We start from the raw sequence: 24,484 nt of genomic DNA, 5'->3' as shown, positions 1-24,484 counted from the left end.
GCGTAAAATCTCAACCTTACCGAATCAAATGGAAGCCTGAAAATAAACGGGCGGGCCTAAAATAACTAGGCCCGCCCGGCATTATTGTCTACATCAAAATCAATAGTTCGCTTAAAGCTTTATAACCAGCGTTTCAGATAATAAAAAACTCCTTTCGCTTGTTGCGAAGACATTGACTCGAGATAAGAAATCTCTGCATCTTCATCGGAACCTCTCTCAGCGGATTTTTCACCTGACAAAAGTACTAATATAACCATTTAGGCTGCATTTAAAATCTTCATAATTTACTCCTTATCCTTAAATAACTAGCCATCACTCGACCAACCCTGTGACATGTGATTAATTTAAAATCCACATGCCACCGAGCAGTTTCAATGACTTTAATTCACATCAAAACACACTACCTACAACTGACCTACTTAGCTCTGTTCAAGGGTTGTCAGAAAGCACCTGGGAGGCCGGAATGTCCTGGTTACCGCTATCTGTAGATGTCGATCCAGAATAAACAATCCTGTTATCTTCATCCGAGCCTCTTTCAGCAAGTGCTACGCCTGAAGAAAGCAGTAATGCAATGATTAAGGCCGCATTTAAAAATTTCATGATTCACTCCTTACGTTTAACTACTCGATCAACCTACTGAGCTAAAAGCAACCTCATGGATCGCTTCCCCCTCTAATTTCCTACATGTGAGTTAATTAGCTCTTTTAGAGAAGAAGGCTTGGTTTTCTAGTCGCTTCATCAGCATATGAATGATAGATTCAAAATGAACGGATCAGAATGCCAAATACTCTTTCGTTCTTGCCTGATCCAGTCTTTCGGTATATTTACGAGAATCTTTTAATACTGAGAAGAAGTGATGCCCGCATGAAACTCTCGTCAGACAGCTAGTACAGAATAAAGGCAACTGCCGACCAAAACCCTCACCGAAATCGAGGATATGAACATTCCACCTCTCAATTGGCACTTAAGATCTCCAGCTATCGATGTCTTCTAGTGAGGGGGCACTTGGGGCTAAACTGTTATTTTCACGCTGCTCAGAGCAGCCAGCCCCCAACGCCGCAGAGCCTATGATCAACACCTTTGCCGTATCCAACTACCGCAGCTTGAAAAAAATTGTTTCTCCCCTGTCGAGTCTCAATGTTGTGACGGGGCCCAACGGGTGCGGCAAGTCCAACCTATACAAAGCGCTGCGGTTACTGGCGGAGACCACCAAAGGCAATCTTATCTCCTCGATTGCTCAAGAAGGTGGGCTTGATTACACCTTCTGGGCAGGTCCAGAAAAACTCACCAGAGGCATGAGAGACGGCTCCAATCCCATCGAGGGCACTGCCAAGAGAAACAGTCCTCGGCTTAGGCTGGGTTTTGTGGGTGAAGATTTCGGCTACGCCATTTCATTGGGGATGCCCGCCTCTCAGGGCTTTGCGGGCTACCAAGATCCGTCCATGTTCCAGTTCGACCCCGAGATCAAGCGGGAATGCATTTGGGCAGGCGATGTCTGCCGACCCAGTAGCTGCTTGATTGACCGCGTTGGGTCTGTGGTCAAAGTGCGTGCAGGTCGTAAATGGCAGGTTTACGATGCCCACCTTAATAGCTACGAAAGCATTTTGAACGAAATCAGTGACCCCGTCGCCGTGCCTGAAGTCCATGCTGTTCGGCAAGCCATTCGTCATTGGCGCTTCTACGATCAGTTCCGAACCGATCCAAATTCCCTCATCCGCACACCGCAAATCGGTACCCGCACCACGGTGCTGGATCACGATGGCCTCAGCCTAGTGGCCGCATTGCGAACTATCCACGAGATCGGCGACCGCGAGGCGTTGTACGAGACGATTGAAGATGCCTTTCTCGGCGCCACTATTAATTTTGAAGCCGACGCTGGGAATCGCTTTCTACTGCAGTTTCTACAAAAGGGGCTGTTGCGCCCCTTAAACCAGTCCGAACTATCAGACGGCACGCTTCGCTATCTGTTGCTGGTGGCGGCGCTGCTCACACCCAGGCCGCCTTCCTTGCTAGTGTTGAATGAGCCAGAAACCAGTCTACATCCGGATTTGCTTCCCGCCTTGGGCCGCCTGATTATCCGTGCATCGAGGGAAACCCAGGTGTGGGTGGTCTCCCACGCGCCACGCTTAGTGGCAACACTGGAGCAAGATCAGGCCTGTAACTCTATCGCGCTGGATAAAGAGTTTGGTGAGACCGTTATCCTAGGCCAGGGGTGGCTAGATGAACCGCCCTGGCAGTGGGCGGATTAAGCAGAACGCTAACGAACCGAGGACACTAGCGTTTCGTCTTTTCCATTTAGTTTGCCTAGAAGCCCTTTTCGCTAACTAAAGTGTAGCTGTTGGGGTGCTTTAGATTGATCAAAACGTAGGCTCATCACTATCAGCCCAATAAAAATCACCCCAAGCATCAGCCATGCCTGCTCAAACCCTCCCAGTAAGTCTTTTATCAACCCCGCCGCGATAGGTGCTAAAGAGGCGATGAGATAGCCGATCCCTTGTACCCAAGCAGCAAGCTGACCAGATAGCACGGGGTCGTCTGAGTGATCCATAGTGATGATCAAGCTTAAGGGAAAAAGGCCTCCAATTCCTAACCCCAGCAGCGCGGTTGCCAACCAAGCCATTGTTTTAGGCATTAGCCCAAGAAGCAAAAAGCCCGCCACCGATAACAGAAGCACCAGCAATAACACCGGGCGACGGTCTTTCATCTGTTGAGCCAGTATGGGAAACGTTAGGCCAGCCATCACCTCAATGGCAGTTAGCCAACTAAGCGCCAGCCCCGCTTGCGTTTGAGACCAGCCTAAATTGATAAAGGTGGGCGGAATCCAAGCCAGAAGGCAGGTATAACCCGCCGTACCTAAACCAAAGAAAATCGCCAACGACCAAAACCGAGGCTGCCGAGCCATCGCTGAAAAAGCGATGCTAACACTGTTGTTTTGACTAGGGGCTGGCAGTATTCGCCTGCGCATCACCCAGCAAACGAGCCCTGCAAGTGCTAAAAGTCCCCATAACGCCAAGGCGCTCTGCCAGCCAATATAATCACTCACCACAGGCGTAATGGCAGAGGCTAGAGCCGCGCCCCCCATGATGGAGGCAATGTAGAACCCCATCACCATCGGGGTTTTCTCGCCTGCCGCCTGTTTTATCACCGCAGGAAGTGCCGCCTGGATAAAGGCTATGCCAATGCCGGCGCCCAGCGCGGCTGCCCATAAGCCTGTATACCCGAAGCCAAACCAGTGTAACGCGTCCGATAAAGCAATCGACGCAAGCGCCAGGGTAATCACGCTATTAAAGCCGATCCGCTTTGCAAGCAACGCGCTAACAAAACACCCCAACCCCATCGCTAGTACCGGTAACGTGGTTAAAAGCGACAGCTGTGTAAATGAAAGACTCACATCATACCGGATTGCCTCAACCAGCGGGCCAATAGCCGCCATGGATGGCCTCAGGTTGAGCCCAATCAGAATGATCAGAAGGATCGTTCTTACCAACGGTATTGATCTCGAATTGCTATTGCGCATACCCACTGCCCACCCTTTATCGGCCATTGCTAAAATAAGAATCGGCGCTTACTTTAAAACCTCAGGTTAACTTGAGGTCAAGATAAATGATGAACTGGCTAATTAGGCCTAAAGAAGAGAGTGTTAAGCGTGGGTGCAGTGGCTAAAAGAAGCAGGTTTAACGTATCGACGATGTATTATTACGGTGCAGAAGGGTTATAACGAGCTGGCAAAAATCGCGGCGACCAGCGCCGCTTCGCTTTGGGCAAGTTGTTTATCGTCAACTATACTGCGCCCTAACGAACATGATGTCGTTGCCTGAGTTGGGGCTAGCGTGCAGCGCCAGCCAACAAAGGTAAATTAGTCAGCTTGAACAGCATAAGGAGTTTGCCGTGACAGCCACTAACGATCGCACTTATCGAAGCGGACCAAACCCGTTTCATACCGTAATGCTTGCAGGGACTACGCCACTCTTTCTTGGCACCATGCTATGTGATTACGCCTACTCAACCACCTACCATATTCAGTGGGCCACCTTTGCTTCTTGGCTAAATTTGGGTGGGCTTATTTTCGCGGGACTTGCGCTTTTGTGCGCAATTATTGGCTTTTTTCGTTCCCAAGACCGTCGTTTGGCTTTTCTGATGTATCCAGCGCTGCTATTGCTCACCTGGGTACTGGGTCTTGTCAATGCGTTAGCCCATGCACGAGACGCCTGGGCCATGATGCCAGTTGGCTTTGCTCTTTCGATCGTCGTTGTTTTGCTCGCAGGCACGGCGACGTGGGTCGGTTTTTCCCGCTTTGGTATCGGAGATAAGCCATGAAGTTTTCCCATTTCTTCGCCGCTCCTCTCTCGATACTTCTGGTGGCAGGTGTTGCTCGCGCTCAGGACTCTCAAAAGTATGGGCCAAACCCTGACTTTCCTGAACCACAACGTGGGCTTCTGCCGGATATGTCAGTTCCCGAGCCCGCAGAATGGGGCGACCAGCTACCGACGGTTCCCGACGGTTACACCATTACGGCCATTGCTACTGATCTTAAGGTGCCGCGCCAAACGCTGGTGTTGCCCAACGGCGATATTCTGGTGGCAGAGGGAAGCGGCGGCAACGCACCGCCCCTGAAGCCAAAAGATTTTATTGCTGGCTACATAAAAAGCCAGGGCACCACCTCCGTTGAAAGCGGTAACCGATTGACCCTTTTGCGCGATAGCGACGATGACGGCAGCTACGAAGAGCAAACGGTGTTTGCCGAGAACCTCAACGCGCCTTATGGGCTGGCATTGGTTGATAACAACCTCTATGTCGCTAACCAAGATGCGGTTGTACGCTTCGATTACGAGGAAGGCCAAACCGAGGCCAGTGGGTCGCCAGAAATAATTACGCTGCTACCCTCGGAAATCAACCACCACTGGACCAAGGCGATGACCGCGAGCGCTGACGGAGACTACTTGTACTTGGGCATTGGCTCCAACAGTAACATCACCGAACGTGGCATGGCAGCGGAGGTTAGTCGAGCCGAGGTATGGGAAATTGATGCCGACACCGGCATGCATCGGCCTTATGCCACCGGCCTGCGCAACCCCACGGCGTTGGCTATCCAACCCGATACTGAGCGACTTTGGGCAGTCGTTAATGAGCGTGACGAACTAGGCCCGGACTTGGTTCCAGACTACCTAACCACCGTACAGGACGGCAGCTTTTATGGCTGGCCATTTAGTTATTGGGGGCAGCATGTTGACCCCCGCGTACGCCCGCAGAACCCTGAAAAAGTGGAGTCAGCAGTGGTACCCGACTACAGCCTAGGCTCGCACGTAGCACCACTGGGTCTCGCCTTCTCCATACCGGAAATGGGAGATGAGTTCGCTGAAGGCGTGTTTATCGGCGAACATGGCAGTTGGAACCGCTCAGACCCTGTGGGCTACCAGGTTGTCTTTATCCCTTTCCGCAATGGCGAGCCCGACGGTGACCCAATTGATTTCGTTTCCGGGTTTCTTACTGAAGACGGTAAAACTCGCGGTCGCCCAGTCGGCGTCACCATCGATCCAGAGGGCGCCCTTATCATCGCTGACGACCTGACGAACGCCGTTTGGCGCGTGACCTACGATGGCGATGAGTAAACACTTAACCCTCCGCGTAAAAAAAGGCGGCAGCCTGTTGTACTGCCGCCTTTTCCGTTTGTTCTAAAGAAGCCTTTATATGAACAACTCATACCAGGTTAACTCATGCACTACTTCAATTAACCGCGCAGTAGCAAGTATTGTCATGGTTAAGATTTATGATACAAAGCGATCTGTCGCGCGTATCAACTGATCGAGAATGCCGGGTTCGCTCCAGGCATGCCCTGCCCCTTCGATCAAATGGAATTCGGATTCTGGCCAAGCGTTATGCAGTGCCAGCGCATAACGAACAGGGCATGGCATATCGTACCGCCCATGGACAATGACGCCGGGAATGCCTTTTAGGCGTGAAGCGTTAGCAAGCAGTTGCCCCTCCTCCAGCCAAGCGCGATGAGTGAAATAATGGTTCTCTAACCGCGCAAAGGCTAACGCAAAATGCCCCTCTCTGTAGGGAGCCGATAAGGCAGGGTCTGGTAGCAGGGTGATGGTTTCACCCTCCCATATCGTCCAGGCCTTCGCCGCCTCAAGCTGAGCGATAGGGTCGTCACCCATCAAACGATGATGGTAGGCGGCCACCATATCGTGTCGCTCTGCTTCAGGAATAGGCGTCTGAAACGCCGCCCACTTATCGGGGAACATTTCAGACACACCAAACTGATAGTACCAGTCAATCTCCGCTTGAGTGACCGTATAGACGCCTCGCAAAATCAACTCACTGACACGTTCAGGATGCGCCTGGGCGTACGCAAGGCCCAGGGTAGAACCCCAAGAGCCGCCAAAAACCATCCACTGGGTTACGCCAACATGCTCACGTAGCCTCTCGATGTCTTCGACTAAATACCACGTAGTATTGGCTTCGATACTGGCATGGGGCTCTGAACGTCCACAGCCACGCTGATCAAAGAGAAGAACATCGTAGTGCTCAGGGTTAAACAGACGTCGATGATCAGGCGAAATTCCACCGCCGGGGCCACCATGCAGGAACACCGCAGGCTTACCGCCCGGTTTGCCAACACGCTCAAAATAGACCGTATGGCCACCCCCAACATTGATCATGCCTGTTTCGTAGGGTTCGATCGGTGGGTATAGGGTTCTCAAGTTCGTCATTCAAGCCTCCCGCTTCAGTTTCACCTTTCCAAACACCGTTTGACACTTCCACCTTCGCCGACGACTTTACTACAGGCGATTCTCAAATGACCTCGAAGAACGGTCAGGAATGCTAGTATCTAGGAAAGGAAGTGAACCCGGAAGTGGTACAGCCAGCACTGGATCAATCTGGCAATAAATGAAAGGACCTCATCATGATTGAATCAATAGAAGAACTCGAAGCGATTAGAAAAACGTGTCATTCGATGGTCACCAAGAGTTCGAGCCTCTCTGCGGGCGCAGCGGTTATACCCATTCCAGGGGTGGATATAGGTTCAGACGTTGCCATATTGATGCGGCTAATTCCCAAAATTAACCAGAAATTTGGTTTAACGCCTGAACAAATCGACAGCCTGGATACAGAATCCAAGCTCTTTGTGATGACGGCCATCTCAAATACCGGCAGCAAAATGGCCGGTAAATACATCACGAAAAAACTTATCGTGATGCTGTTAAGCAAGATGGGCGTCAAGGTAGCGTCTAAAGGTGTTGCTAAGTTCGTGCCCTTTGTAGGTAGCGCTGTGGCAGGTGGCATTAGCTTCACCGCCATGAAGTACATGGGTAACAGCCATGTTGAAGATTGTTATCAAATTGCCTTGGCGGCACTGGAAAAAGAGCGTCGGGAACATGAAATCGTGATTGAATCAGAGCCAGACGTATAACCCGCCCCTCACTGCAGAGATACTCAGTAAAGCTGAATAGCGGTCTTTCTAATGTGGCTCCGCTAGTGGACGGTGATATGCTCTAGCCCGGATTTCTCATAGTACCTCAGCAAGTACCGCACCCAGGCCGCCATGCTATTAAAAACCTATTGGTACATCTTAAATTGCCTACTTTTTAACCACTTTCCGTCGTTAAGACACACTTCCCCCTTTCCCCCATTGCGTCGGGCCGGGGGAGCCCGAGCATTCAGTTCGGCACCAACCGCCTGACGAGATCGGATAGTTGCGCTTTATAGGGGTAGCTGTCACTCATCAACACCCGGATTCGGCGCGTATTGCGGATGATGACTGCGCCCACTTTGATGAGTTTGAGCCTCAGGTTGCTTGGGCTCATGCGCGCGAAAGGCGTCTTCTTCAGGTAAGTGCGTAAGCGCTCGAACAGCGTATAGGCGAAGCCCGATAAGATCAGCCGCCACTGATTGGCCCACCAGTGCGTACTGGAGGTCCGGTCAGCAAACAGGCTCAGTTGTTGATCCTTGATTCGGTTTTCCATGTCGCCCCGAGCGCAGTACTGCTCGTAGTAGAGCTTGAAGCCGTCGTCATAACGGGAACTAATGATAAACCGGGGATTAGAGCCCAGTTCGCCTTCTTCCAGACGGGCCACCACCCAGCGTGGGTATTTCCAGGAGTGGGCTTGATATTGGAAGCGGAACGTCTCTGCTACTTTCCCTCCCACCTGCCATTGGGTCTTGCGCACCAGCATCATGGGCACGTCCACTTCCTTGAGCAGCCGACTGTTCTTGCCGATACCCACGATGTAGTCGACGTGATGTCGATCGCACCAGTTGAGCATCCGGGGACGACAAAAGTGACTATCACCTCGTAACACGATGCGCGTATCGGGCCAGTATTGACGGATAAAGCGTACCAGTAAGGCGAGGATCGCCCAGCTATGGCGGCTGTCGCTGCGGTCACTGGTGCGCAGATAGCTCACCAGTAAGTGGCGCCCACAGAAGACATACAGTGGGAAGTAGCAGTGGTGATCGTAATAACGGTTAAAGAACTTGCCGGGTTGCTCGCCATGCACGGGGATGTCGGTGCCATCAAAGTCCAGCACGATCTCCTTGGGTGGTTCGTCATGCTGTTCAATGAAGTGATGCCACAGCAACTCATGGGCCTTCACTATTGCTTGCCGATCGGCGTTCTGCTCCACCCGGCACAGCGTCGACTTGCCTGCCAGCGTATCCTCTTCACCGAGCGCTGTCTGAAGGGCCTGATCATAGCGCAGGGCCTCATGGTCGTTGAAATCTTCATAGCCAGCGGCGACACCGAACACCCGCTGACGAACCAACGTGTCGAGCTTATGACGAACCTGTTCCGGTGAGCGGGGATCATGAAGCACGGCGGCCAAGCGGCGTGTTAGGCGATGCTGTTTATCGACTTCACGAAGCAGGAGTAATCCGGCGTCCGACGTAATGTGGCCCCCGGAGAAGTCGGCTTCAATTTGGCGGCGAGAGAGTGGCGAGAAGGTCAGCTTTTCAGGTACCATTTTGGAAGCGGCTGTTGGTGTTGGTTTTTGGTGTATGGCCCTGAAACGTTAACACTTTCAGCCGCTTTCTTTTATACCCTGTGAGAAATCCGGGCTAGTTGATTTCTTAACGATTACATCAGGAGAATTTAATGCCCGCTTACGTCGTACTAACCCGTGAACATACTCACGACGCCAAGGAAATGGAGCGCTACGGCGAGAAAGCAAAAGCTGCTCGCGAAGGCCACGATCCGCAACCGCTCGCTTTTTATGGCGATTTTGAAGTGCTTGAAGGTAGCGCTATGGAAGGTGCGGTGATTCTGCGCTTTCCGGATATGGCTGCCGCCCGCGCCTGGTATCAAAGCCCCGCCTATCAGGAAGCCCGCAAGCATCGCTTCCAGGGCGCCGACTACCGCGTTTTTATCGTTGATGGCCTAACAGAAGCCTAAAGAACCTCACCTGCAAAGGCGATGGAACCCTCGCCTTTGCGGGGCCGATTTTCCCTATCCCAATCATGACGCAACGATTACCCCCGCGTTAGCGCTCAACTTTCTTTAAGCAGTACAAAATGCTCAATCAATCGAATCATCAGCGTTTTCTGATCGGGCAGACTTTCCGCCACTAATAACGCTAACGCGACCAACGTGTTGTCATTAATAAGCTGCTCAACAGGGCGTGCCAGTAACGCGGCGTTGCGGCGCAGGTACCACAAAAACAGAAAAGAGCCACAGCGCTTATTTCCATCAGCTAGGGGATGGTTCTTGATAACAAAATAAAGCAGGTGCGCCGCTCGGGTAGCCACATTGGGGTAAAATAGCTCATCACCAAAACCTTGTTCGATGGTGGCGAGAGCTGATGTCAAACCATCACCCCGCACCTGTCCAAAAAGCTCGGTTGCTTCGCCTTTGCTAATGAGAGTTCGCTTCAACTCACTAATGGCTTTCAGTGCCTCTTCTAACCCTAGCGAATGCATATCAGGCTGCTTGATGTTTAACTCAGCTAATTGCTGTTCATCGTAGCCCTGCAGCAAACTCCAGGAGCGTGCGTAGTCGCTAATAACACGCGCAACGGCTTCGCCCTCGATAGATACCAGCCCTTGGTTGGTCAAGGTTCGGCTGAGCAGATTGACTGCCTGTTCAAACTCGATACCGCGCTCGGTTAGTCGGCGTTGGTTAAGGGTATAGCCTTGAACCAGATATTGTTTGAGTACATCGGTAGCCCACTTGCGGAACTGTACACCACGCTGAGATTTCACGCGGTAGCCAACTGAAATAATGACATCAAGATTGAAGTGATCAACCTGATAAGCTTTGCCATCTTCGGCAGTATGTGCAAATTTTGCACATACTGAATTTCGCTCCAGCTCTCCCTCGTTAAAAACGTTACGAATGTGCTTTGTAATAACCGAACGCTCACGCCCAAACAGTTCACACATCTGCGCCTGACTCAACCACACGGAGTCCTGTTCCAACGCCACTTCCAGCTGCGCTTTGCCATCTTCGCTGGTGAATATCTGTATTTGCTGGTCATTCATCGATTGCGCCCCCGTTTTTATCCCGATCTACCTGTCGCTAAAGCGACTTTCTTAGTTAGCTAAGTATAAATCGCGACTTAAACTGTACACCTATACAGCAAAAATCCCAAAAAATGTTTGCTGTTAAACATCCACGAACGCTCTGGGGGATGGAAAACGCGATACCAAAACGCCCCGAACCAAGTCGGGGCGTTTTGCCGTTGCTTTACCTCTGGGATAGGCGGAATTACATCACCAGCGATAGCTCACTTTCGCGCTGATTTCGCGACCCGGATTATAGTAATCGGCCGTGCTTGAACCGACCACGTGCTGCTCGTCGAGCAAGTTGCTGACATTGACGGCTAGGTCGGCGTCTTTAGTGAGCTGGTAGCTGAAGGCCGCGTCAAACAGCGTTGCCGCACTGCTCTTTGACGTATTGGCGACATCAAAGTAGTAGGAGCCAATGTAACGGGCGCCGAGACCAACGCTCATATCCTGGCTTGGCAAGGTATAGTAGCCCCACAGCGACGCCGTATGTTTGGGTGCTGCGGTGAACTCGTTACCCTCTCTGGCTGCGTTGCTGTCGCGCACCACCTCCGACTCCATATAGGAGTAACCACCGGCCACGCTAAGGCTATCGGTCAACTCAGCCTTGGCCTCCAGATCAAGACCCCGCACGCGGGATTCACCAACGGTTTCCCGCTCAATAACGCCATTGTCCTGTACAACCGAGATGGTAACGTCGTCCCTGGTTAGGTCATAGATGGCCGCCGAAAACAGCGCATTCGTACCAAAGGGAGAATATTTCGCACCAATTTCGTACTGCTCGCCCCGTTCAGGCTCAACGCCAATGGTGGGCGGTGCGACCGACTCCACCATGCTGACATAGGTAGAGATTTCGTCAGTGACGCGATAGGTCAGTGCACCGCGAAGTGAGGTCTCAGAGAAGTCATCGGAATCGGTAACGCCCGCCATGTTGGTGCTGGAGACATCCATTGAGTCGTTGCGCACACCCGCTGTCACAATGAATCGGTCATAGAAGGACAAATTCTGGGTCAGGAAAACCGACTCGGTGGTGAAGTCCTGCTTGTTGCTGCTATAGACATTGAGGCTACTCGGCGCACCGCTAAAGACGGGGTTTGCGATATCAATGGAGGTCGCATCCCCGTAAAACGAACTGTCTTCGGTTGAGGCATCGCGATACTCGACACCCACAAGTGTGCTGCTATCGACCTGATCAAAGCGGGCGTCGTATTGCAGGATAGCGTTGCCGATCAACTCCTGAGCTTCGTTGTCGGTACCAAAATAGTCGCGATCCACCACGCTGCCAACTCGCGCTGCAGAGTCAGTGATATAGACGTATCCGAAGTCGTCGGTCAGGTCGCTATAGCGCAGATTACCGCGCAGCGTCAGGCCGTTGTTGAAATCATGGGTGAGCTGCCCGGTGAGGCTGGTACGCTCAACATCGTGATAGTTGAAGCCAGGCTCGCCGAAGAAGTCGCTGCGGTCGTACTCCCGGTCGAGCGGATAACCACCGCTATTGGGGGTGTCATCACGCTTCAGGTAATCGAAGATAACGCTTGCTGAGGTGTACTCCGTCGGCTCCCAGGCCAAGCCACCCATCAAGAAACCATTATCGTCTTTGGAGTGATCGTATTCGCGGTCGCTGTCTCGGAGGGTGCCGGTAAAGCGGTAGGCCACTGTCTCGTCAGCGTTCAGCGTGTCCCCCACATCAACACCGGCCTCTTTGGCGTCGAATGAACCGTAGGAGAGATACCCCTCCCCAAAACGCTCAAAGCGTGGCCGTTTGCTCACGAAGTTGACCGAACCACCCGGATCCGCCGGACCAAACAGGGTGGAGTTGGCGCCGCGCAATACTTCAACGCGCTCGTAGGCGTAAGGCTCTTCGCGTACACCGCGCATTGAGCCTAGCGTCAGCCCGTCACGGTAGGTGGTCGCCTGGAATCCGCGGATTTTGAAATAGTCGTTACGGTCATCGGTGCCGTAATAATCAGTGAGCACGCCTGGCGTATATTGCAGCACTTCCTCGGTGGTAGAGGCGTTGCGCTGCTCAATCTCCTTCTCGGTGACGACCGACACGGAGGCAGGTGTATCAAGAATACTGGTGGCGACCTTTCCGCCCACCCACAGCTCCTGAGCCACTATCGAATTGGCATCATCATCAGCGTAGGCCTGGGCGTTGACGATAATGGGGGCGAGGCGATATCCCTCGTTATCGTCACTGCCTTCGCCGGTCTCCTGGGCGTTCCCGAGCATGGGAATACTCACCAGCGTGGTGCCGCACAGAATGGCGGTAGTGGTCTGCTGCCACCGTAACCGGCTTGCGCCGCGCCGGACTGTACTACTGCTATCAGTCATGTTGAAGATCCCTTGAAATGGATAAACCTGCCTTGCTCGCCTTGTGGTTTTCTTTTGAAAGGCCGTGAGAGTATCCGAAGCTAGCATCCCCGAGTCAAGAGTGATAATGTCAATCACAATCATTTAGTTGAACTTTTGATAATAATTATAATACACCGTGGCGACATGCATCACCCGGACTACCGGTCATATATCTAGACGCTGCGTTCTTATCACGCGGTGAGGATTATTCGTTATTTACGTCTTAAGCTTTTGGAGAAGGCTATGGCCCTGTTCCATAGAAGTCTGAGCGCTTACGTGGCGCTTATCGCTGCGTGCAGCCTCGGCGCTTTGCCCGTTGGCGCGCAGCAATATCCCCTTGAAATCGAAAATGCCTTAGGCACCACGGTGCTTTCCAAGAAGCCCGAGCGGGTAGCGACCGTGGCCTGGGCCAACCACGAAGTGCCGCTGGCGCTTGGCGTTTTGCCGGTCGGCTTTGCCGCTGCCAACTTTGGCGACGACAACGGTAACGGGCTACTGCCCTGGGTAGAAACCCGGCTTGAAGAGCTGAATGCCACACCCCCTGCCCTGTTCGATGAAGGCGACGGAATCGATTTTGAAGCCGTGGCCGCTAGCCAACCGGATGTGATTCTGGCGGCCTATTCAGGGCTCAGCCAGTCGGACTACGCCACTTTGAGCCAGATCGCCCCGGTGGTCGCTTACCCTGAAGGCCCCTGGGCAACCGACTGGCGGGATATGATCCAGTTGAACAGCCAAGGGATGGGCATGGCCGAGGAAGGCCAGGCGCTAATCGAGCAGCTTGAGGCACAGATTGCCGATACCGCCGCCAACCACCCTGACCTTGCGGGCAAGACGGCCATGTTCGTGACCCACCTTGACCCCACCAACCTCGGGCGCATTTCGTTCTACACCGACAACGACGCGCGGGTGCGGTTTTTCCATGACCTGGGGCTGGCCTCGCCTGAAGTCGTCAAGCAGAACTCCACTCCCGGTAAATTCGCTGGCGCAATCAGCTCTGAATTGATCGACGAGCTCAACGATGTGGATATTCTCGTCACCTACGGCGGTCAGCCGCTGATCGAGCAGCTCAACGCCCACCCGCTTACCTCCCGCCTGCCGGTGGTAGAAAAAGGCGCCATTGTCACCCTCGGCAATACGCCGCTGGGCACGGCGGCCAACCCTACCCCCATGTCGATCTCATGGTTACTGGACGATTATGCAGACCTGCTCTCAGAAGCCGCGCGCAAGTCACAACGGTAGCGGTCCGGCGTCTGGCTCAAGCGTTAATCGCTCTGTCGCTCTTCGTATCAAACGCAACGCTGCCCGTCGGTTGTCTGGCGGCGCAGCGCTGCTTGTTCTGCTCGGCCTTGCCGCCATGCTCTCTGTGGCGTTTGGCGCCCGTGAAGTAGGCTGGCCGGAAATCGCCGCCGCGCTGAGCGGCCAGGTAGAAACCGTTGGCGACGCTGCCGTAGCCAGCCGCCTGCCGCGCACGCTACTTGCCATGCTGGCCGGAGCCGCCCTGGGGGTTTCCGGTGGCGTCATGCAGGGCCTGACCCGCAACCCGCTGGCCGACCCTGGCCTTCTGGGCGTTAACGCCGGGGCGGCGCTGGCGGTGGTGATTGGCATTGCCTGGTTCGGTATTGACGAGACGACCAGCTACATCTGGACAGCCATTGCAGGCGCCGCTATCTCGGCCTGTGCGGTTTACGCGATAGCCAGCCTCGGCCAAGGGGGCGCTACGCCGCTGCGGCTGGCGCTGGCAGGGGCGGCCATTACCGCCGCGCTTAGCTCGCTTGCTACTGCCGTGGTACTGCCACGGGGTGATATCGGCGGGCTGGTGCAATCTTGGTTGGTGGGCGGTGTGGGTGGCGCGACCTATGAGCAGCTTCTTCCAGTGCTGCCCTTTCTGGTGACGGGGTTTGTCATCACCCTGCTCGCCGCGCGCAAACTCAATATGTTGGCATTGGGGGACGACACCGCCGCCGGGCTGGGTGAAAAGGTGGCCGTGGCCAGGGCCATGTCGGCAGTGGGCGCGGTACTGCTGTGCGGCCCGATTACGGCGGTGTGCGGCCCGATTGGCTTTGTGGGGCTGGTCGTACCCCACGCCTGCCGCCTGCTAGCGGGCGGCGATTATCGCTGGCTGCTACCCTTCTCTGCCCTGGGTGGCGCCGTACTGCTGACGTTGTCAGACGTGGCCGGGAGGCTAATCGCCCATCCTTCAGAGCTGGACGTGGGCATCGTGACCGCCTTTATCGGTGCGCCGGTGTTTATCTGGATTGTGCGCAACCGCAAGGTAGGCTCACTATGAACCAGCCGCCCCTCAGCGCGATCAGCCATTTCCGACAGATTAGAAAGACAAACGCTAAGCACCGCGCTCGCATGATTGCATTGCTTAGCGCTAGCCTAATCGCAGGCGTGCTGTTAACCCTGATGGTGGGGCAGTCCTTCACGCCGTTAACCACGGTGCTACGCATACTTGGCGGTGCGGAAGTGCCTGGGGCTGGTTTCACCGTGCGCGAACTGCGCCTGCCCAGGGCCGTCGTTTCAGTGCTGGTAGGCGCCTGTTTTGGCCTGGGCGGCATCGCCTTTCAGACCCTGCTGCGCAACCCACTGGCAAGCCCGGATATCATCGGCATCAGCACCGGTGCCAGCACCGGGGCGGTATTTGCCATCGTGGTGCTCTCGCTAAGCGGCCCGGCGGTTTCTATGGTGGCAATTGCTGCCGGGCTGGGCGTGGCGCTGTTGATCTACACGCTCTCCTGGCGTCAGGGCGTGACCGGCGGGCGACTGATTCTGATCGGCATTGGCCTGGCCGCAATGCTGCAAAGTATTACCGCCTATCTTTTAATGCGCGCGCCCAGCTGGACGCTACAAGAAGCCCTGCGCTGGCTCACCGGCAGTGTCAACGGCGCTCAGTTGGATCAAGCGCTGCCGCTGTTGGTCGCCCTGCTCCTGTTCGGCGGGCTGCTATTGAGCCGCCACCGAGACCTTGAAACCCTAAGCATGGGTGACGACCTTGCCGCCGGGCTGGGGGTTCGCCTGGCTATTACGCGGGTTGTCGTGGTCATTACCGCGGTGGCACTGGTGGCGTTTGCCACCGCCGTTTCCGGCCCGGTGGCCTTTGTGGCGTTCCTTTCCGGCCCGATTGCGGCCCGCCTAATGGGCCGCAACGGCTCGCTGCTCATTCCCGCCGCGTTGGTGGGCGCCCTGCTGGTGCTGCTAGGCGATTATGCGGGGCAGTTTCTGCTCCCCGCCCGCTACCCAGTCGGCATCGTGACCGGCGTATTAGGCGCGCCCTATCTCGTTTATCTGATACTTCGCGACAACAAAACCCGAGGCACTCTATGAGCGCTTGCTCACTACTCGCCCAGGGCCTGGTGGCAGGCTATGGGGAACGCACCATTCTGGATGACGTTAACCTGACTGTGCCTGACGGCCAGACCACCGCCATTGTGGGTGCCAACGCCTGTGGAAAATCGACCCTTTTGCGCGTGCTTTCACGGCTACTGACGCCCGCGCAGGGCAGCGTGCTGCTGGAGGGTAACGCCATTCACCAGCTACCCACCCGCCGCCTGGCACAACAACTTGGGTTTCTGCCGCAATCGCCCATCGCCCCGGAAGGCATTAGCGTGCTCGAGCTGGTCAGCCGGGGCCGCCACCCGCACCAGGGGCTTTTCAAACGCTGGAGCGCGGCAGATGAAGTAGCCGTCGCCGACGCCCTGGCCGCCACCCACCTGAGCGAGCTGGCCGAACGCCACGTGGACGAGCTTTCCGGCGGGCAGCGCCAGCGGGTGTGGATCGCCATGGCGCTGGCCCAGCAAACCAAAGTGCTGCTTCTGGATGAGCCCACCACCTTTTTGGATATCAACCACCAGATCGATGTGCTCGACCTTCTCACTGACCTAAACCGGCAGCGCGGCACCACCATCGTGATGGTGCTCCACGAACTCAACCTGGCCGCCCGCTACGCCGACCAACTGGTCGCCATGGCTAACGGCAAGGTTTACGCGGCAGGCCCGCCAGAGGAGATTCTGACCGAACAGATGGTGCGTGAGGTATTTGGCCTGGAAAGCCGGGTTATCGAAGACCCCGTCACCGGCAAACCGATGATGATACCGCTTGGGCGGCATGGGGCGTGTTAAGCGGGTAAAAGAGGCCGCTCAATGGCACGCCCAACCTGTAGTACCTTGGCGTCATCAAATGCTTTTCCCATGATTTGGACGCCTATCGGTAGCCCTTGATGATCCTTACCGAACGGCACGGTCAGCGCGGGCAGCCCGGTCACATTGGCGGGTGCACATAAGCGCACATACGCCTCGGCAACACTCTCTTGACTGCCATCCTTCCAGGTAAACGTATCCTGCTCTATAAGCGCTGCTGTCTGGGGCACGGTTGGCGCCAGTAGAATGTCGATCTCTGAAAAAAGGGAACCCCAGCGCTGTGCGATCAGGTGTCGGGCACGCTGTGCCTTCAAATAGTCTCCGGCAGGAAGCAGTTGTCCGGCTTCGAGCAAAGTACGTACATCATCACCGTATAGCGATGCCGATTGGCGTATGTCCTTGGCGTGTACAGATGCCGCCTCAGCCACCATCAGGCCCCACTGGGTCGGAATGAGGTAGTCGGCCAGCGGAATATCCACCTCCACCAGCACAGCTCCCTGCTGTTCCAGATGCGCTGCCGCACGCCTAACAGCCGCGGCGACTGGCTCCGCAACGTGGTCAAAGTAATAGTTGCGCGGGATACCAACACGCAGCCCTTGCACACCCGACTCTGCGTTGATACCGAAAGAGGCAGACGGAGTACGGCTAGCGGGGTCGCGCGCATCAAAGCCCATCACTGCCTGCAATAACAGGCCAACATCCTCTACCGTGCGTGCCATAGGGCCCGCATGATCGAGTGACCAGGCCAGGGGCGCAGTGCCGTGGCGGGAGACCAAGCCATACGTTGGCTTGAACCCGACTAACCCGCAAAGTGCTGCGGGTACTCGAATCGAGCCACCGGTGTCTGTTCCCATGGCCGCCCAGGCACCGCCATAGGCAACCGCTGCTGCAGAACCCCCACTCGAGCCCCCCGACGTGCGCTGGGGATCACGCGGATTGCGCGTTTGAGGTGTGGTCAGGCCGAAAGCGAACTCATGCAAATGGGTCTTGCCCAGGAGTATGGCGCCGCCACGCAGCAAGGCATCCGTTACCGCGCTGTTGGCCTCTGCCCGATGCCCGTCCCGAACACGGGAGCTGGCAGTGGTGGGTTGGTCAGCAACATCGAACAGGTCTTTCAGCGCGATAGGAATGCCATGCAGCGGCCCACGGTAACGGCCATGTTGAATGTCTCGCTCGGCCTCAAGTGCCTGCTCACGGGCGGCTTCTACCCATACAGATACAAAAGCGTTGATCTCTGGCTCTCGCGCACCAATACGCTCCACGGCCGCATCCACCAACTCTACTGGCGACAGTTCGCGTGCCGCGATGGCGGCACTGGCTTGGGCCAGTGTCAGGTTTAATGGGTTTAGCATGGGTTGTTCTCCTGACTGGCATCAAAGGCAAATGAAGGAGGGTATGATTCATCAATAGGTAATTCGTCGAGCCGGGTAATTACCGTGTGTATGTGATGCAGTACGCCAGCAATCAGTGGCGCACGTTCAGAGGCCAGGGGCAGCCCCAAACTGGTAGCCAGAGCCTGGGTTTCCTCGGCGGACATAGGGGTGGTATTTTGAACAGTCATGCTTGATTTCCTTTCTTCATTGAGGTGCGCGCTTGCATAAGCAGCAGTGTAATGGCCAGCAAGGCCAGTGCTGTGACCACCGCACCATAGACATTGACCGCGGCCAGCAAACCGGCCTTCTGGGCCAAGTAGCCGACAGCCATCGTAGGCACACTGTGGGCCAGATAACTTTCGATATAAAACACGCCCATCAGCGCGGCACGTTCATGGGGCTCGGCCAACGGAAGGACACTGCGCACAGCCCCAAGAAAGCTCGCGCCAAACCCAAACCCCGCAATGACCGACCCGACCAACAGCAAGACAGCGTATCCCTGGTTAGCCCCGATCAGAATGACGACCAGCCCTACGACCAAGGCAAGTTCGCCAGACAAGAGGGTTGTAAAAGAACTCAGCTTGCGAGCCGCCAGAACCGCTGTGGCGCCAGTGAGCGTTAGCGCTGCGACGACAAGACCACCAAGCCATGGCGTGTTCACATGCGTAACGTCAACGATCAGCGATGGCATAAGCGATAGATAAAAGCCACCCAGCATCCACACTGCCATGTTCGCAGGGGTGACAGATAACAACGTCTTGCGCGCTTGCAACGGCACGGCAATACGTGGTTTCAGGCTTGCCCAGGCACCCGGGCGAGATGTCGCCGTCTCCGGCGCCAGCCAAATCAAGGCCAACATCACCAGAAAAACAGCCAGCAGCAACACGTACACCACGTGCAGCGGATCAGGCGCCAACACGACCAAAGAGGTACTGCCTAGCGCGCCGGCTGCCATACCAAGCAGCGGTGAGATGCTGTTGATCACGGCCCCCCGCTCCCGACTAAAATCGAGTATCGCCGCTCCGACTGCCGCAGTGGCCATACCAGTGGCAAAGCCTTGCAGAGCGCGCGCAGCAATCAGCCAACCCGGCCCGGCAGCACCTAAAAAGCCCACCATAGCGATGATCTGTAGCAACAAAGCCAGGGCAATAACCGGACGTCGGCCAATATGATCTGACAGCCTCCCCGCCACCAGCAGTGCCAGAAGCAGAGCCAGCGCGTAAGTGGCAAAAACCACGGTCAGCAGTGTTGCGCTAAAGCTCCATTGCTGCTGATAAAGTTGGTACAGCGGGGTAGGCGCACTCGATGCTGCCAAAAAGGCAATCATTATCGCTGCGTGCAGGAAAACAGCACTGGAGGAAGACAGTCTCCAGCTCGAAGAACGGCGGGCGGTATCAGAAACGTTGATGGACATGACCCCTCTCAAAAGGCAAAATATTAGCTTTAAGGATCATAAGCCCAACAACTCACTAAAGCAAATATTTTGCTTTAGTGATTTATTCCACCGTACCGGCGAAAACGTACCGATGAATAAGCACAGAAGGAACACATGACCAACAAACCCACTCCCCGTCCAGGGGGCCGCAGCGCTCGTATTCAGGCTGCCGTTCATCAGGCCGTTCAAGAGCTGCAAAAAGAACAAGGGCGAGCCGGGCTTACGGTGCCCGCTATCGCCGCACGTGCAGAAGTCACCCCCTCTACGATCTACCGTCGCTGGGGTGATCTTGCCCAGTTACTGGCCGACGTTGCCGTCGAGCAACTACAGCCGGAACAGCCGCCAGCCGATACAGGGAGTTTGCGTAGCGACTTGTTAGCTTGGCTTGTTGAGTACTTCGAAGAAATGTCATCAGCCCCAGGACGGGCGATGCTCCGCGATGTTCTAGGTACAGAAGGCCACGCCTGCGCGGGGAAATGTGATGGCTTCTTGCGTCAGCAGATCGAAGTCATAAACGAACGCGCCCTCGCCAGAGGCGAGCAGCCGATTGAAACAGGCCTAGTCATCCGAATAGTGGTGGCGCCTCTGATGTACCGCATCTTGTTTGCCAACGAAACGCCGACTGCGCAGGCCATAGAAGCACTTTTTGAACAGTTAGTAAGCTCAGCAGATGCTTGATAAAAAAGCCCCGTGTTTTGGATAACACGAGGCTTTTAGCAAGAGCGCGCCGCCTGACCTAGGGTGCTTCGACAGCGGCACGCCCTTTGATGATAGAGCGGGCAAGCATCAGATACGCCACCGATCCACAGGCGGCCATGGCCAGAATGATCGCTTCAAGCGTATGCGGCAACATGGCGGACAATGCGCTCAGCAGCCCGGCGACACCGAACTGTGCTGCGCCTAGAAGCGCTGCGGCCGTCCCGCCACTGGTGGGAAAGAACTCCAAAAAGCACGCTTGAATATTCGGCGAGATCGCCCCTATCGAGCCGATGGTCAGCATCATGGCGGGCAGGAAAGCGTATAGAGGCCACTCCATAAAGGCAGCCATCACCAGCAATAGTATACCGACTGCCTGACAGCCCGTTGCCAACTGTAGGATACGCAGTGAAGGTAGTCGGGAAAGCAACACTCGATTAAGAATGTTGAAGATAAGCATCGCGACGATATTCGCCGCAAACAACATCGAAAAGCTTGAAGGCGACTGGCCGAAATGCCCCTGATAGATAAATGACGCATAGGTGATGAACATCATCAGGGTAGAAAAAGAGGCAGCCTGCCAAACGATGAACGGCAAGGCCGGTTTTGTCGACAGTACCAGCTTGTAACGCGCCAGCAGGCTCATCTTAGGGCTTTTCGCGCGGGATACCTTGCCCGTGCCGGTAAAGATCACCCGCACCAGCAACGGCACCAGCAGCACCGCGTATACCGCCAAGGCGAAAAAGATATAGTGCCAGGAACCCAGCGCCAGAATCGCGCTGCCTACGCTCGGAGCGATTCCTGGTGCCAGCACCATGATAAAGCCCATCATCGAGAACAGTTTCGCGGCGTCTCGGCCCGCCACCCGGTCGCGCACCAGCGCCGGCACAGATACCAGGGTAAAACCGGCGCCCAGGGCCTGAGCTGCCCGCCCGCCGAGCAGCGTGTTCAAAGAATCCGCCATACCAATGACGATGCTCGAGAGCGCAAAAATCGCCAGCCCGCTCATCAGCACCCGCTGGCGCCCGTAGCGGTCTGAAAGCGCACCGCCGATTAACTGGCCAAACGCCAACGCGAGTACATACACTGAAACGCTCAACGATACCGCCTGCTGAGAAATCCCCAGCGATTCACCGATGACCGGAAAGGCCGGCAGGTACGTATCCATGGAAAACGGGCCCAGCATCATGGTCATTGCCAGGCTCAGCACCACAATGAAGGGCGTTTTAGATTGGGTCATAGAAGCTCGCGGTAAAAGGGCGTAATGATGGACAACACCCACGATATGATACCGACTGATGCCATCAAGGCAATCGAATAGAAAATGAGGGGGTGGGCTGCGGGGCGGTAATCGACTAAACACCTAGCCAGTTTGTTATCGGTTTGCTCGGCCATGCATTAAAAACTATTCTTAAAAACATGCTTAAAACCAAGCTTAAAAAACCATGCTGACAGCACACCCCCAACGAGGAATGAGGAGGCAAGGATGTCTATGCCCCAGCCAGAACGACTTCATCTCGACAGCGATGCAGCGACCGGCTACCCCAACTCCCCTCTACCAGTGCTGGTTTATCGCCAGGTTCTCGATATCAGCAATGCAGAGGAGCGGGCTGATGCCTTTGAAAGCATGTTCAAACGCCACGGCTGGCCGCCTGCGTGGCGCTACCACCTGTATGACTTTGACCACTTTCACTCCACCGCCCATGAAGCACTGGGCATCTTCCGCGGGCAGGCCCGGGCACGGCTGGGTGGCCCTAACGGTCAGGAGTTGATGCTTTACCCAGGCGATGTGCTGGTTCTGCCCGCCGGGGTTGGACATGCCAGCCTAGAGGCGGACGATGATTTCTGCATGGTAGGCGCCTACCCACCAGACCAAAAGCCGGAAATAGAGCGCGGTGATCCCGCACAACTTGCAGCAGCAAAAGCCCGAGTCGCTGCCGTTGCCTTACCCGAGGATTCCCCGGCAGGAGGTTCACTAGCGGAGCTGTGGCGGGAAGACTCTTAGCAGGTGGAAGGCCACTTGCAAGCTCATCGATTGATTGGCTTTTCGACTAAATGGGACAGTTAGTCCTGTTGCCTTTCATAACTTCAGAATTTCTGAAATAAAAATTTCTAAAATCATGTTGCTAGCTCCTGAGTTAACCACCTCAGGAAGCTACCAGTGCCCTCATGTGAGGGTAAAATACTATATATGTGTCATTCGGTATCTTATCAATATCATTAATGAACAACCAAGCCGCTCAATTTGGGCGGCTTGACTGTTTATTGCCAATGTATGGCAATGCTGACGAAGCGTATTCCTACGCCTGATTAGAAAGGCCCATAATTAATCAATACGGCAATAACCACAAAGGCTGTCCCCACTAGCGTCCAGAGGCATACCAACGGAAACGCGAAACGTACCCAGTTACTCCATGGCACTCCGCCCACGGCAAGCACAGACATCAACACCCCCGATGTCGGCGTAATAATATTGGTAATCCCGTCGCCAAGCTTGAAGGCAATCACCGCCGTTTGCCGAGTGATATCAAGCATATCCGCAAGCGGCGTCAAAATCGGCATTACCACCGCTGCCTGACCGCTCCCAGAAGGCACCAGAAAGTTGAAAAAGAGGTTGAATACAAAGACAGCAAGCGCACCCAACATGGATGGAAGCGTACTTAAGGGCACAAAAATTGAATTCACGACCGTATCAAGAATCATCCCCTCGGCCATTAGCACCGTAATGCCTTTGGCAATGCCAATAATAAAGGCACCATATAGCATACCTTTGGCCCCCTTCATGAACATCTGCACAAACTCATTAGGCGAAAAACGAGCGAGTGCAGCGCTTCCTATCCCATTGATCATAAAGATGGCAGAAAGCTCATTAACGCCCCATCCCAAACCTAAAGAGCCATAAATAAACACCGCCAGGCAGGCAACAAAAAAGATTAAAATGACCAGATGCCGACGCGTAAACGTTAAGTTCTCATCATCGGACCCAATGGCTTCAGTGCTAAAGGGCTGATTCCCCATCAAACTACGGGCGGGATCGTCGCTAATGCGTTTGATATACCGACACACATAAGCCATTGTCACTGCCAATAGCACGAAAAATAGCGCCACCCTAAGCGGCGCGCCAGAAAATAGCGGCAGCCCTGCTATGGATTGAGCAATCCCCAGCGTAATGGGATCGAAAACAGCAGCCGCTGAGCCCGAAAAATAGCCCAAATAGACAATGGCGATCCCCGCGATCGCATCTAACTTAAGCGCTCGTGCCAACACGATACCCAACGGAATAAAGGCAATAACGGCATTCGACCCAACGCCAATGGCAGATACCACGCCAAATACAAAAGACACCACAATCGCGAGCAGATATTTACGCCCCCGGGCTTTATCAACCAGGCTTTTGATACCTGCATTGATCGCACCAGTAGACTCCACCACTGCAATCGCACCGCCCATTACCAGAACTAAAGCAATGAGGTTTGCTGAGCTGATAAAACCGTTTTGAATAGAAAGAAAAATATCGAAAAAATTAAGGCCGCTAGACTCCACCAGATGAAAACTGCCGGGAATAACCGTAGGACGCCCCTCTGTGGTTCGCTCAAACTGGCCCGAGGGAATAAAGAAACTCAATAACCAAGCCACCAGTAATAACCCAAACAGAATCACAAAGGCATCGGGCATGGCCATTCTTTGTATTGATCTAGTTTTCACGTTGAAATTTCCTGAATATTTTTTCATATAGTTATTTATTTAACGCACTGACAAACGGCTGAATGGCGTATCAGACCTGCCGTATCAACGCCGCCAGGATCGCCGCACGCGGTACAATTGAGGCTATTTCAATGTGCTCATATTCCGCATGGGGGGCAGCGCCAGTTGCACCCAGCCCATCAAGGGTGGGAATACCTTTGGCTGCAGCGAAATTGCCGTCGCTTCCTCCACCTACCGAGGCTTCCGTAAGCTCAATGCCGAATGCACCGGCAGCGTGC

Annotated in this window: 23 protein-coding genes; 11 read left to right on the top strand and 12 right to left on the bottom strand. The window is 54.8% G+C overall.

What is annotated here, in order from left to right; all coding sequences use genetic code 11:
* Positions 1-429 precede the first annotated feature (429 nt).
* Entirely contained in the window at positions 430-600 is a 171-nt protein-coding gene (locus HALA3H3_RS27045) for a hypothetical protein (protein WP_022519819.1), read from the bottom strand.
* 467 nt (positions 601-1,067) lie between these two features.
* On the opposite strand from HALA3H3_RS27045, the gene HALA3H3_RS03000 reads away from it, so the two are divergent.
* Positions 1,068-2,249 carry an AAA family ATPase gene (locus HALA3H3_RS03000; RefSeq protein ID WP_053857122.1) on the top strand — a complete coding sequence of 394 codons (1,182 nt, stop codon included), beginning with the start codon at positions 1,068-1,070 and terminating at the stop codon, positions 2,247-2,249.
* A gap of 71 nt (positions 2,250-2,320) precedes the next feature.
* Here the strand turns inward: HALA3H3_RS03000 and HALA3H3_RS02995 are convergent, their stop codons facing one another.
* Complete coding sequence (locus HALA3H3_RS02995; RefSeq protein ID WP_022519817.1) at positions 2,321-3,433, bottom strand: MFS transporter; 1,113 nt, start codon at positions 3,431-3,433, stop codon at positions 2,321-2,323.
* A 455-nt stretch (positions 3,434-3,888) separates the two neighbouring features.
* Here HALA3H3_RS02995 and HALA3H3_RS02990 point away from each other — a divergent pair, with 455 nt between their 5' ends.
* On the top strand, positions 3,889-4,317 hold the full coding sequence (locus HALA3H3_RS02990; protein ID WP_022519816.1) for a DUF2231 domain-containing protein: 429 nt from the start codon (positions 3,889-3,891) through the stop codon (positions 4,315-4,317).
* Positions 4,314-5,609 carry a PQQ-dependent sugar dehydrogenase gene (locus HALA3H3_RS02985; RefSeq protein WP_022519815.1) on the top strand — a complete coding sequence of 432 codons (1,296 nt, stop codon included), beginning with the start codon at positions 4,314-4,316 and terminating at the stop codon, positions 5,607-5,609. Before HALA3H3_RS02990 ends, HALA3H3_RS02985 begins: the two co-directional genes overlap by 4 nt.
* A gap of 156 nt (positions 5,610-5,765) precedes the next feature.
* Here the strand turns inward: HALA3H3_RS02985 and pip are convergent, their stop codons facing one another.
* The gene (gene pip, locus HALA3H3_RS02980) at positions 5,766-6,716 is read right to left on the bottom strand and encodes a prolyl aminopeptidase (protein WP_022519814.1); all 951 of its coding nucleotides are present in this window, start codon (positions 6,714-6,716) and stop codon (positions 5,766-5,768) included.
* Between the two features lie 194 nt (positions 6,717-6,910).
* Between pip and HALA3H3_RS02975 the strand changes: the two genes are divergently transcribed.
* Positions 6,911-7,417 carry a hypothetical protein gene (locus HALA3H3_RS02975; protein ID WP_022519813.1) on the top strand — a complete coding sequence of 169 codons (507 nt, stop codon included), beginning with the start codon at positions 6,911-6,913 and terminating at the stop codon, positions 7,415-7,417.
* A gap of 247 nt (positions 7,418-7,664) precedes the next feature.
* Here the strand turns inward: HALA3H3_RS02975 and HALA3H3_RS02970 are convergent, their stop codons facing one another.
* A complete protein-coding gene (locus HALA3H3_RS02970; RefSeq protein ID WP_022519812.1) occupies positions 7,665-8,966 on the bottom strand; it encodes an IS1380 family transposase in 1,302 nt (433 codons plus the stop codon).
* A gap of 131 nt (positions 8,967-9,097) precedes the next feature.
* On the opposite strand from HALA3H3_RS02970, the gene HALA3H3_RS02965 reads away from it, so the two are divergent.
* Positions 9,098-9,394: a DUF1330 domain-containing protein gene (locus HALA3H3_RS02965; protein WP_022519811.1), complete on the top strand. Its 297-nt coding sequence runs from the start codon at positions 9,098-9,100 to the stop codon at positions 9,392-9,394.
* 95 nt (positions 9,395-9,489) lie between these two features.
* On the opposite strand, the gene rhuM is transcribed toward HALA3H3_RS02965, so the two are convergent.
* Together rhuM and HALA3H3_RS02955 are read right to left on the bottom strand one after the other, a co-directional pair.
* Positions 9,490-10,479, bottom strand: coding sequence for a virulence protein RhuM/Fic/DOC family protein (gene rhuM, locus HALA3H3_RS02960; RefSeq protein WP_022519810.1), 990 nt, complete (start codon positions 10,477-10,479; stop codon positions 9,490-9,492).
* A 231-nt stretch (positions 10,480-10,710) separates the two neighbouring features.
* The gene (locus HALA3H3_RS02955) at positions 10,711-12,837 is read right to left on the bottom strand and encodes a TonB-dependent siderophore receptor (RefSeq protein WP_053856879.1); all 2,127 of its coding nucleotides are present in this window, start codon (positions 12,835-12,837) and stop codon (positions 10,711-10,713) included.
* A gap of 264 nt (positions 12,838-13,101) precedes the next feature.
* Between HALA3H3_RS02955 and HALA3H3_RS02950 the strand changes: the two genes are divergently transcribed.
* Genes HALA3H3_RS02950 through HALA3H3_RS02935 form a run of 4 tightly spaced genes read left to right on the top strand, consistent with a single transcriptional unit; the run spans position 13,102 to position 16,979 of the window.
* Entirely contained in the window at positions 13,102-14,097 is a 996-nt protein-coding gene (locus HALA3H3_RS02950; protein ID WP_022519808.1) for an iron-siderophore ABC transporter substrate-binding protein, read from the top strand.
* Positions 14,054-15,145 carry a FecCD family ABC transporter permease gene (locus HALA3H3_RS02945; RefSeq protein ID WP_022519807.1) on the top strand — a complete coding sequence of 364 codons (1,092 nt, stop codon included), beginning with the start codon at positions 14,054-14,056 and terminating at the stop codon, positions 15,143-15,145. The genes HALA3H3_RS02950 and HALA3H3_RS02945 overlap by 44 nt, the downstream gene beginning before the upstream one ends.
* Positions 15,142-16,185 carry a FecCD family ABC transporter permease gene (locus HALA3H3_RS02940; RefSeq protein WP_022519806.1) on the top strand — a complete coding sequence of 348 codons (1,044 nt, stop codon included), beginning with the start codon at positions 15,142-15,144 and terminating at the stop codon, positions 16,183-16,185. Before HALA3H3_RS02945 ends, HALA3H3_RS02940 begins: the two co-directional genes overlap by 4 nt.
* The gene (locus HALA3H3_RS02935; RefSeq protein WP_022519805.1) at positions 16,182-16,979 is read left to right on the top strand and encodes an ABC transporter ATP-binding protein; all 798 of its coding nucleotides are present in this window, start codon (positions 16,182-16,184) and stop codon (positions 16,977-16,979) included. The genes HALA3H3_RS02940 and HALA3H3_RS02935 overlap by 4 nt, the downstream gene beginning before the upstream one ends.
* Here the strand turns inward: HALA3H3_RS02935 and HALA3H3_RS02930 are convergent.
* The 3 genes from HALA3H3_RS02930 to HALA3H3_RS02920 are packed head-to-tail and all read right to left on the bottom strand — an operon-like array spanning position 16,976 to position 19,784.
* Complete coding sequence (locus HALA3H3_RS02930; RefSeq protein WP_022519804.1) at positions 16,976-18,349, bottom strand: Asp-tRNA(Asn)/Glu-tRNA(Gln) amidotransferase GatCAB subunit A; 1,374 nt, start codon at positions 18,347-18,349, stop codon at positions 16,976-16,978. The two genes, HALA3H3_RS02935 and HALA3H3_RS02930, sit on opposite strands and share 4 nt — an antisense overlap.
* A complete protein-coding gene (locus HALA3H3_RS02925) occupies positions 18,343-18,558 on the bottom strand; it encodes a hypothetical protein (RefSeq protein WP_022519803.1) in 216 nt (71 codons plus the stop codon). Before HALA3H3_RS02925 ends, HALA3H3_RS02930 begins: the two co-directional genes overlap by 7 nt.
* The gene (locus tag HALA3H3_RS02920; RefSeq protein ID WP_022519802.1) at positions 18,555-19,784 is read right to left on the bottom strand and encodes an MFS transporter; all 1,230 of its coding nucleotides are present in this window, start codon (positions 19,782-19,784) and stop codon (positions 18,555-18,557) included. Before HALA3H3_RS02920 ends, HALA3H3_RS02925 begins: the two co-directional genes overlap by 4 nt.
* Positions 19,785-19,919: 135 nt before the next feature.
* On the opposite strand from HALA3H3_RS02920, the gene HALA3H3_RS02915 reads away from it, so the two are divergent.
* Entirely contained in the window at positions 19,920-20,483 is a 564-nt protein-coding gene (locus HALA3H3_RS02915; protein WP_022519801.1) for a TetR/AcrR family transcriptional regulator, read from the top strand.
* A gap of 58 nt (positions 20,484-20,541) precedes the next feature.
* Here HALA3H3_RS02915 and HALA3H3_RS02910 read toward each other — a convergent pair whose 3' ends face one another.
* Complete coding sequence (locus tag HALA3H3_RS02910; RefSeq protein ID WP_022519800.1) at positions 20,542-21,741, bottom strand: multidrug effflux MFS transporter; 1,200 nt, start codon at positions 21,739-21,741, stop codon at positions 20,542-20,544.
* A gap of 246 nt (positions 21,742-21,987) precedes the next feature.
* Here HALA3H3_RS02910 and HALA3H3_RS02905 point away from each other — a divergent pair, with 246 nt between their 5' ends.
* Complete coding sequence (locus HALA3H3_RS02905) at positions 21,988-22,506, top strand: cupin domain-containing protein (RefSeq protein ID WP_022519799.1); 519 nt, start codon at positions 21,988-21,990, stop codon at positions 22,504-22,506.
* 305 nt (positions 22,507-22,811) lie between these two features.
* Here HALA3H3_RS02905 and HALA3H3_RS02900 read toward each other — a convergent pair whose 3' ends face one another.
* Positions 22,812-24,206, bottom strand: coding sequence for a YfcC family protein (locus HALA3H3_RS02900; protein ID WP_022519798.1), 1,395 nt, complete (start codon positions 24,204-24,206; stop codon positions 22,812-22,814).
* A 70-nt stretch (positions 24,207-24,276) separates the two neighbouring features.
* On the bottom strand, positions 24,277-24,484 hold a 208-nt coding region (locus HALA3H3_RS02895; protein ID WP_144410444.1), incomplete at its 5' end, for a M20/M25/M40 family metallo-hydrolase.

The organism is Halomonas sp. A3H3, from assembly GCF_000982975.1.
Classification (GTDB): domain Bacteria; phylum Pseudomonadota; class Gammaproteobacteria; order Pseudomonadales; family Halomonadaceae; genus Vreelandella; species Vreelandella titanicae.
The sequence above is the reverse complement of the archived record's forward strand: the minus strand, read 5'-3'. Positions and strand labels throughout refer to the sequence as shown.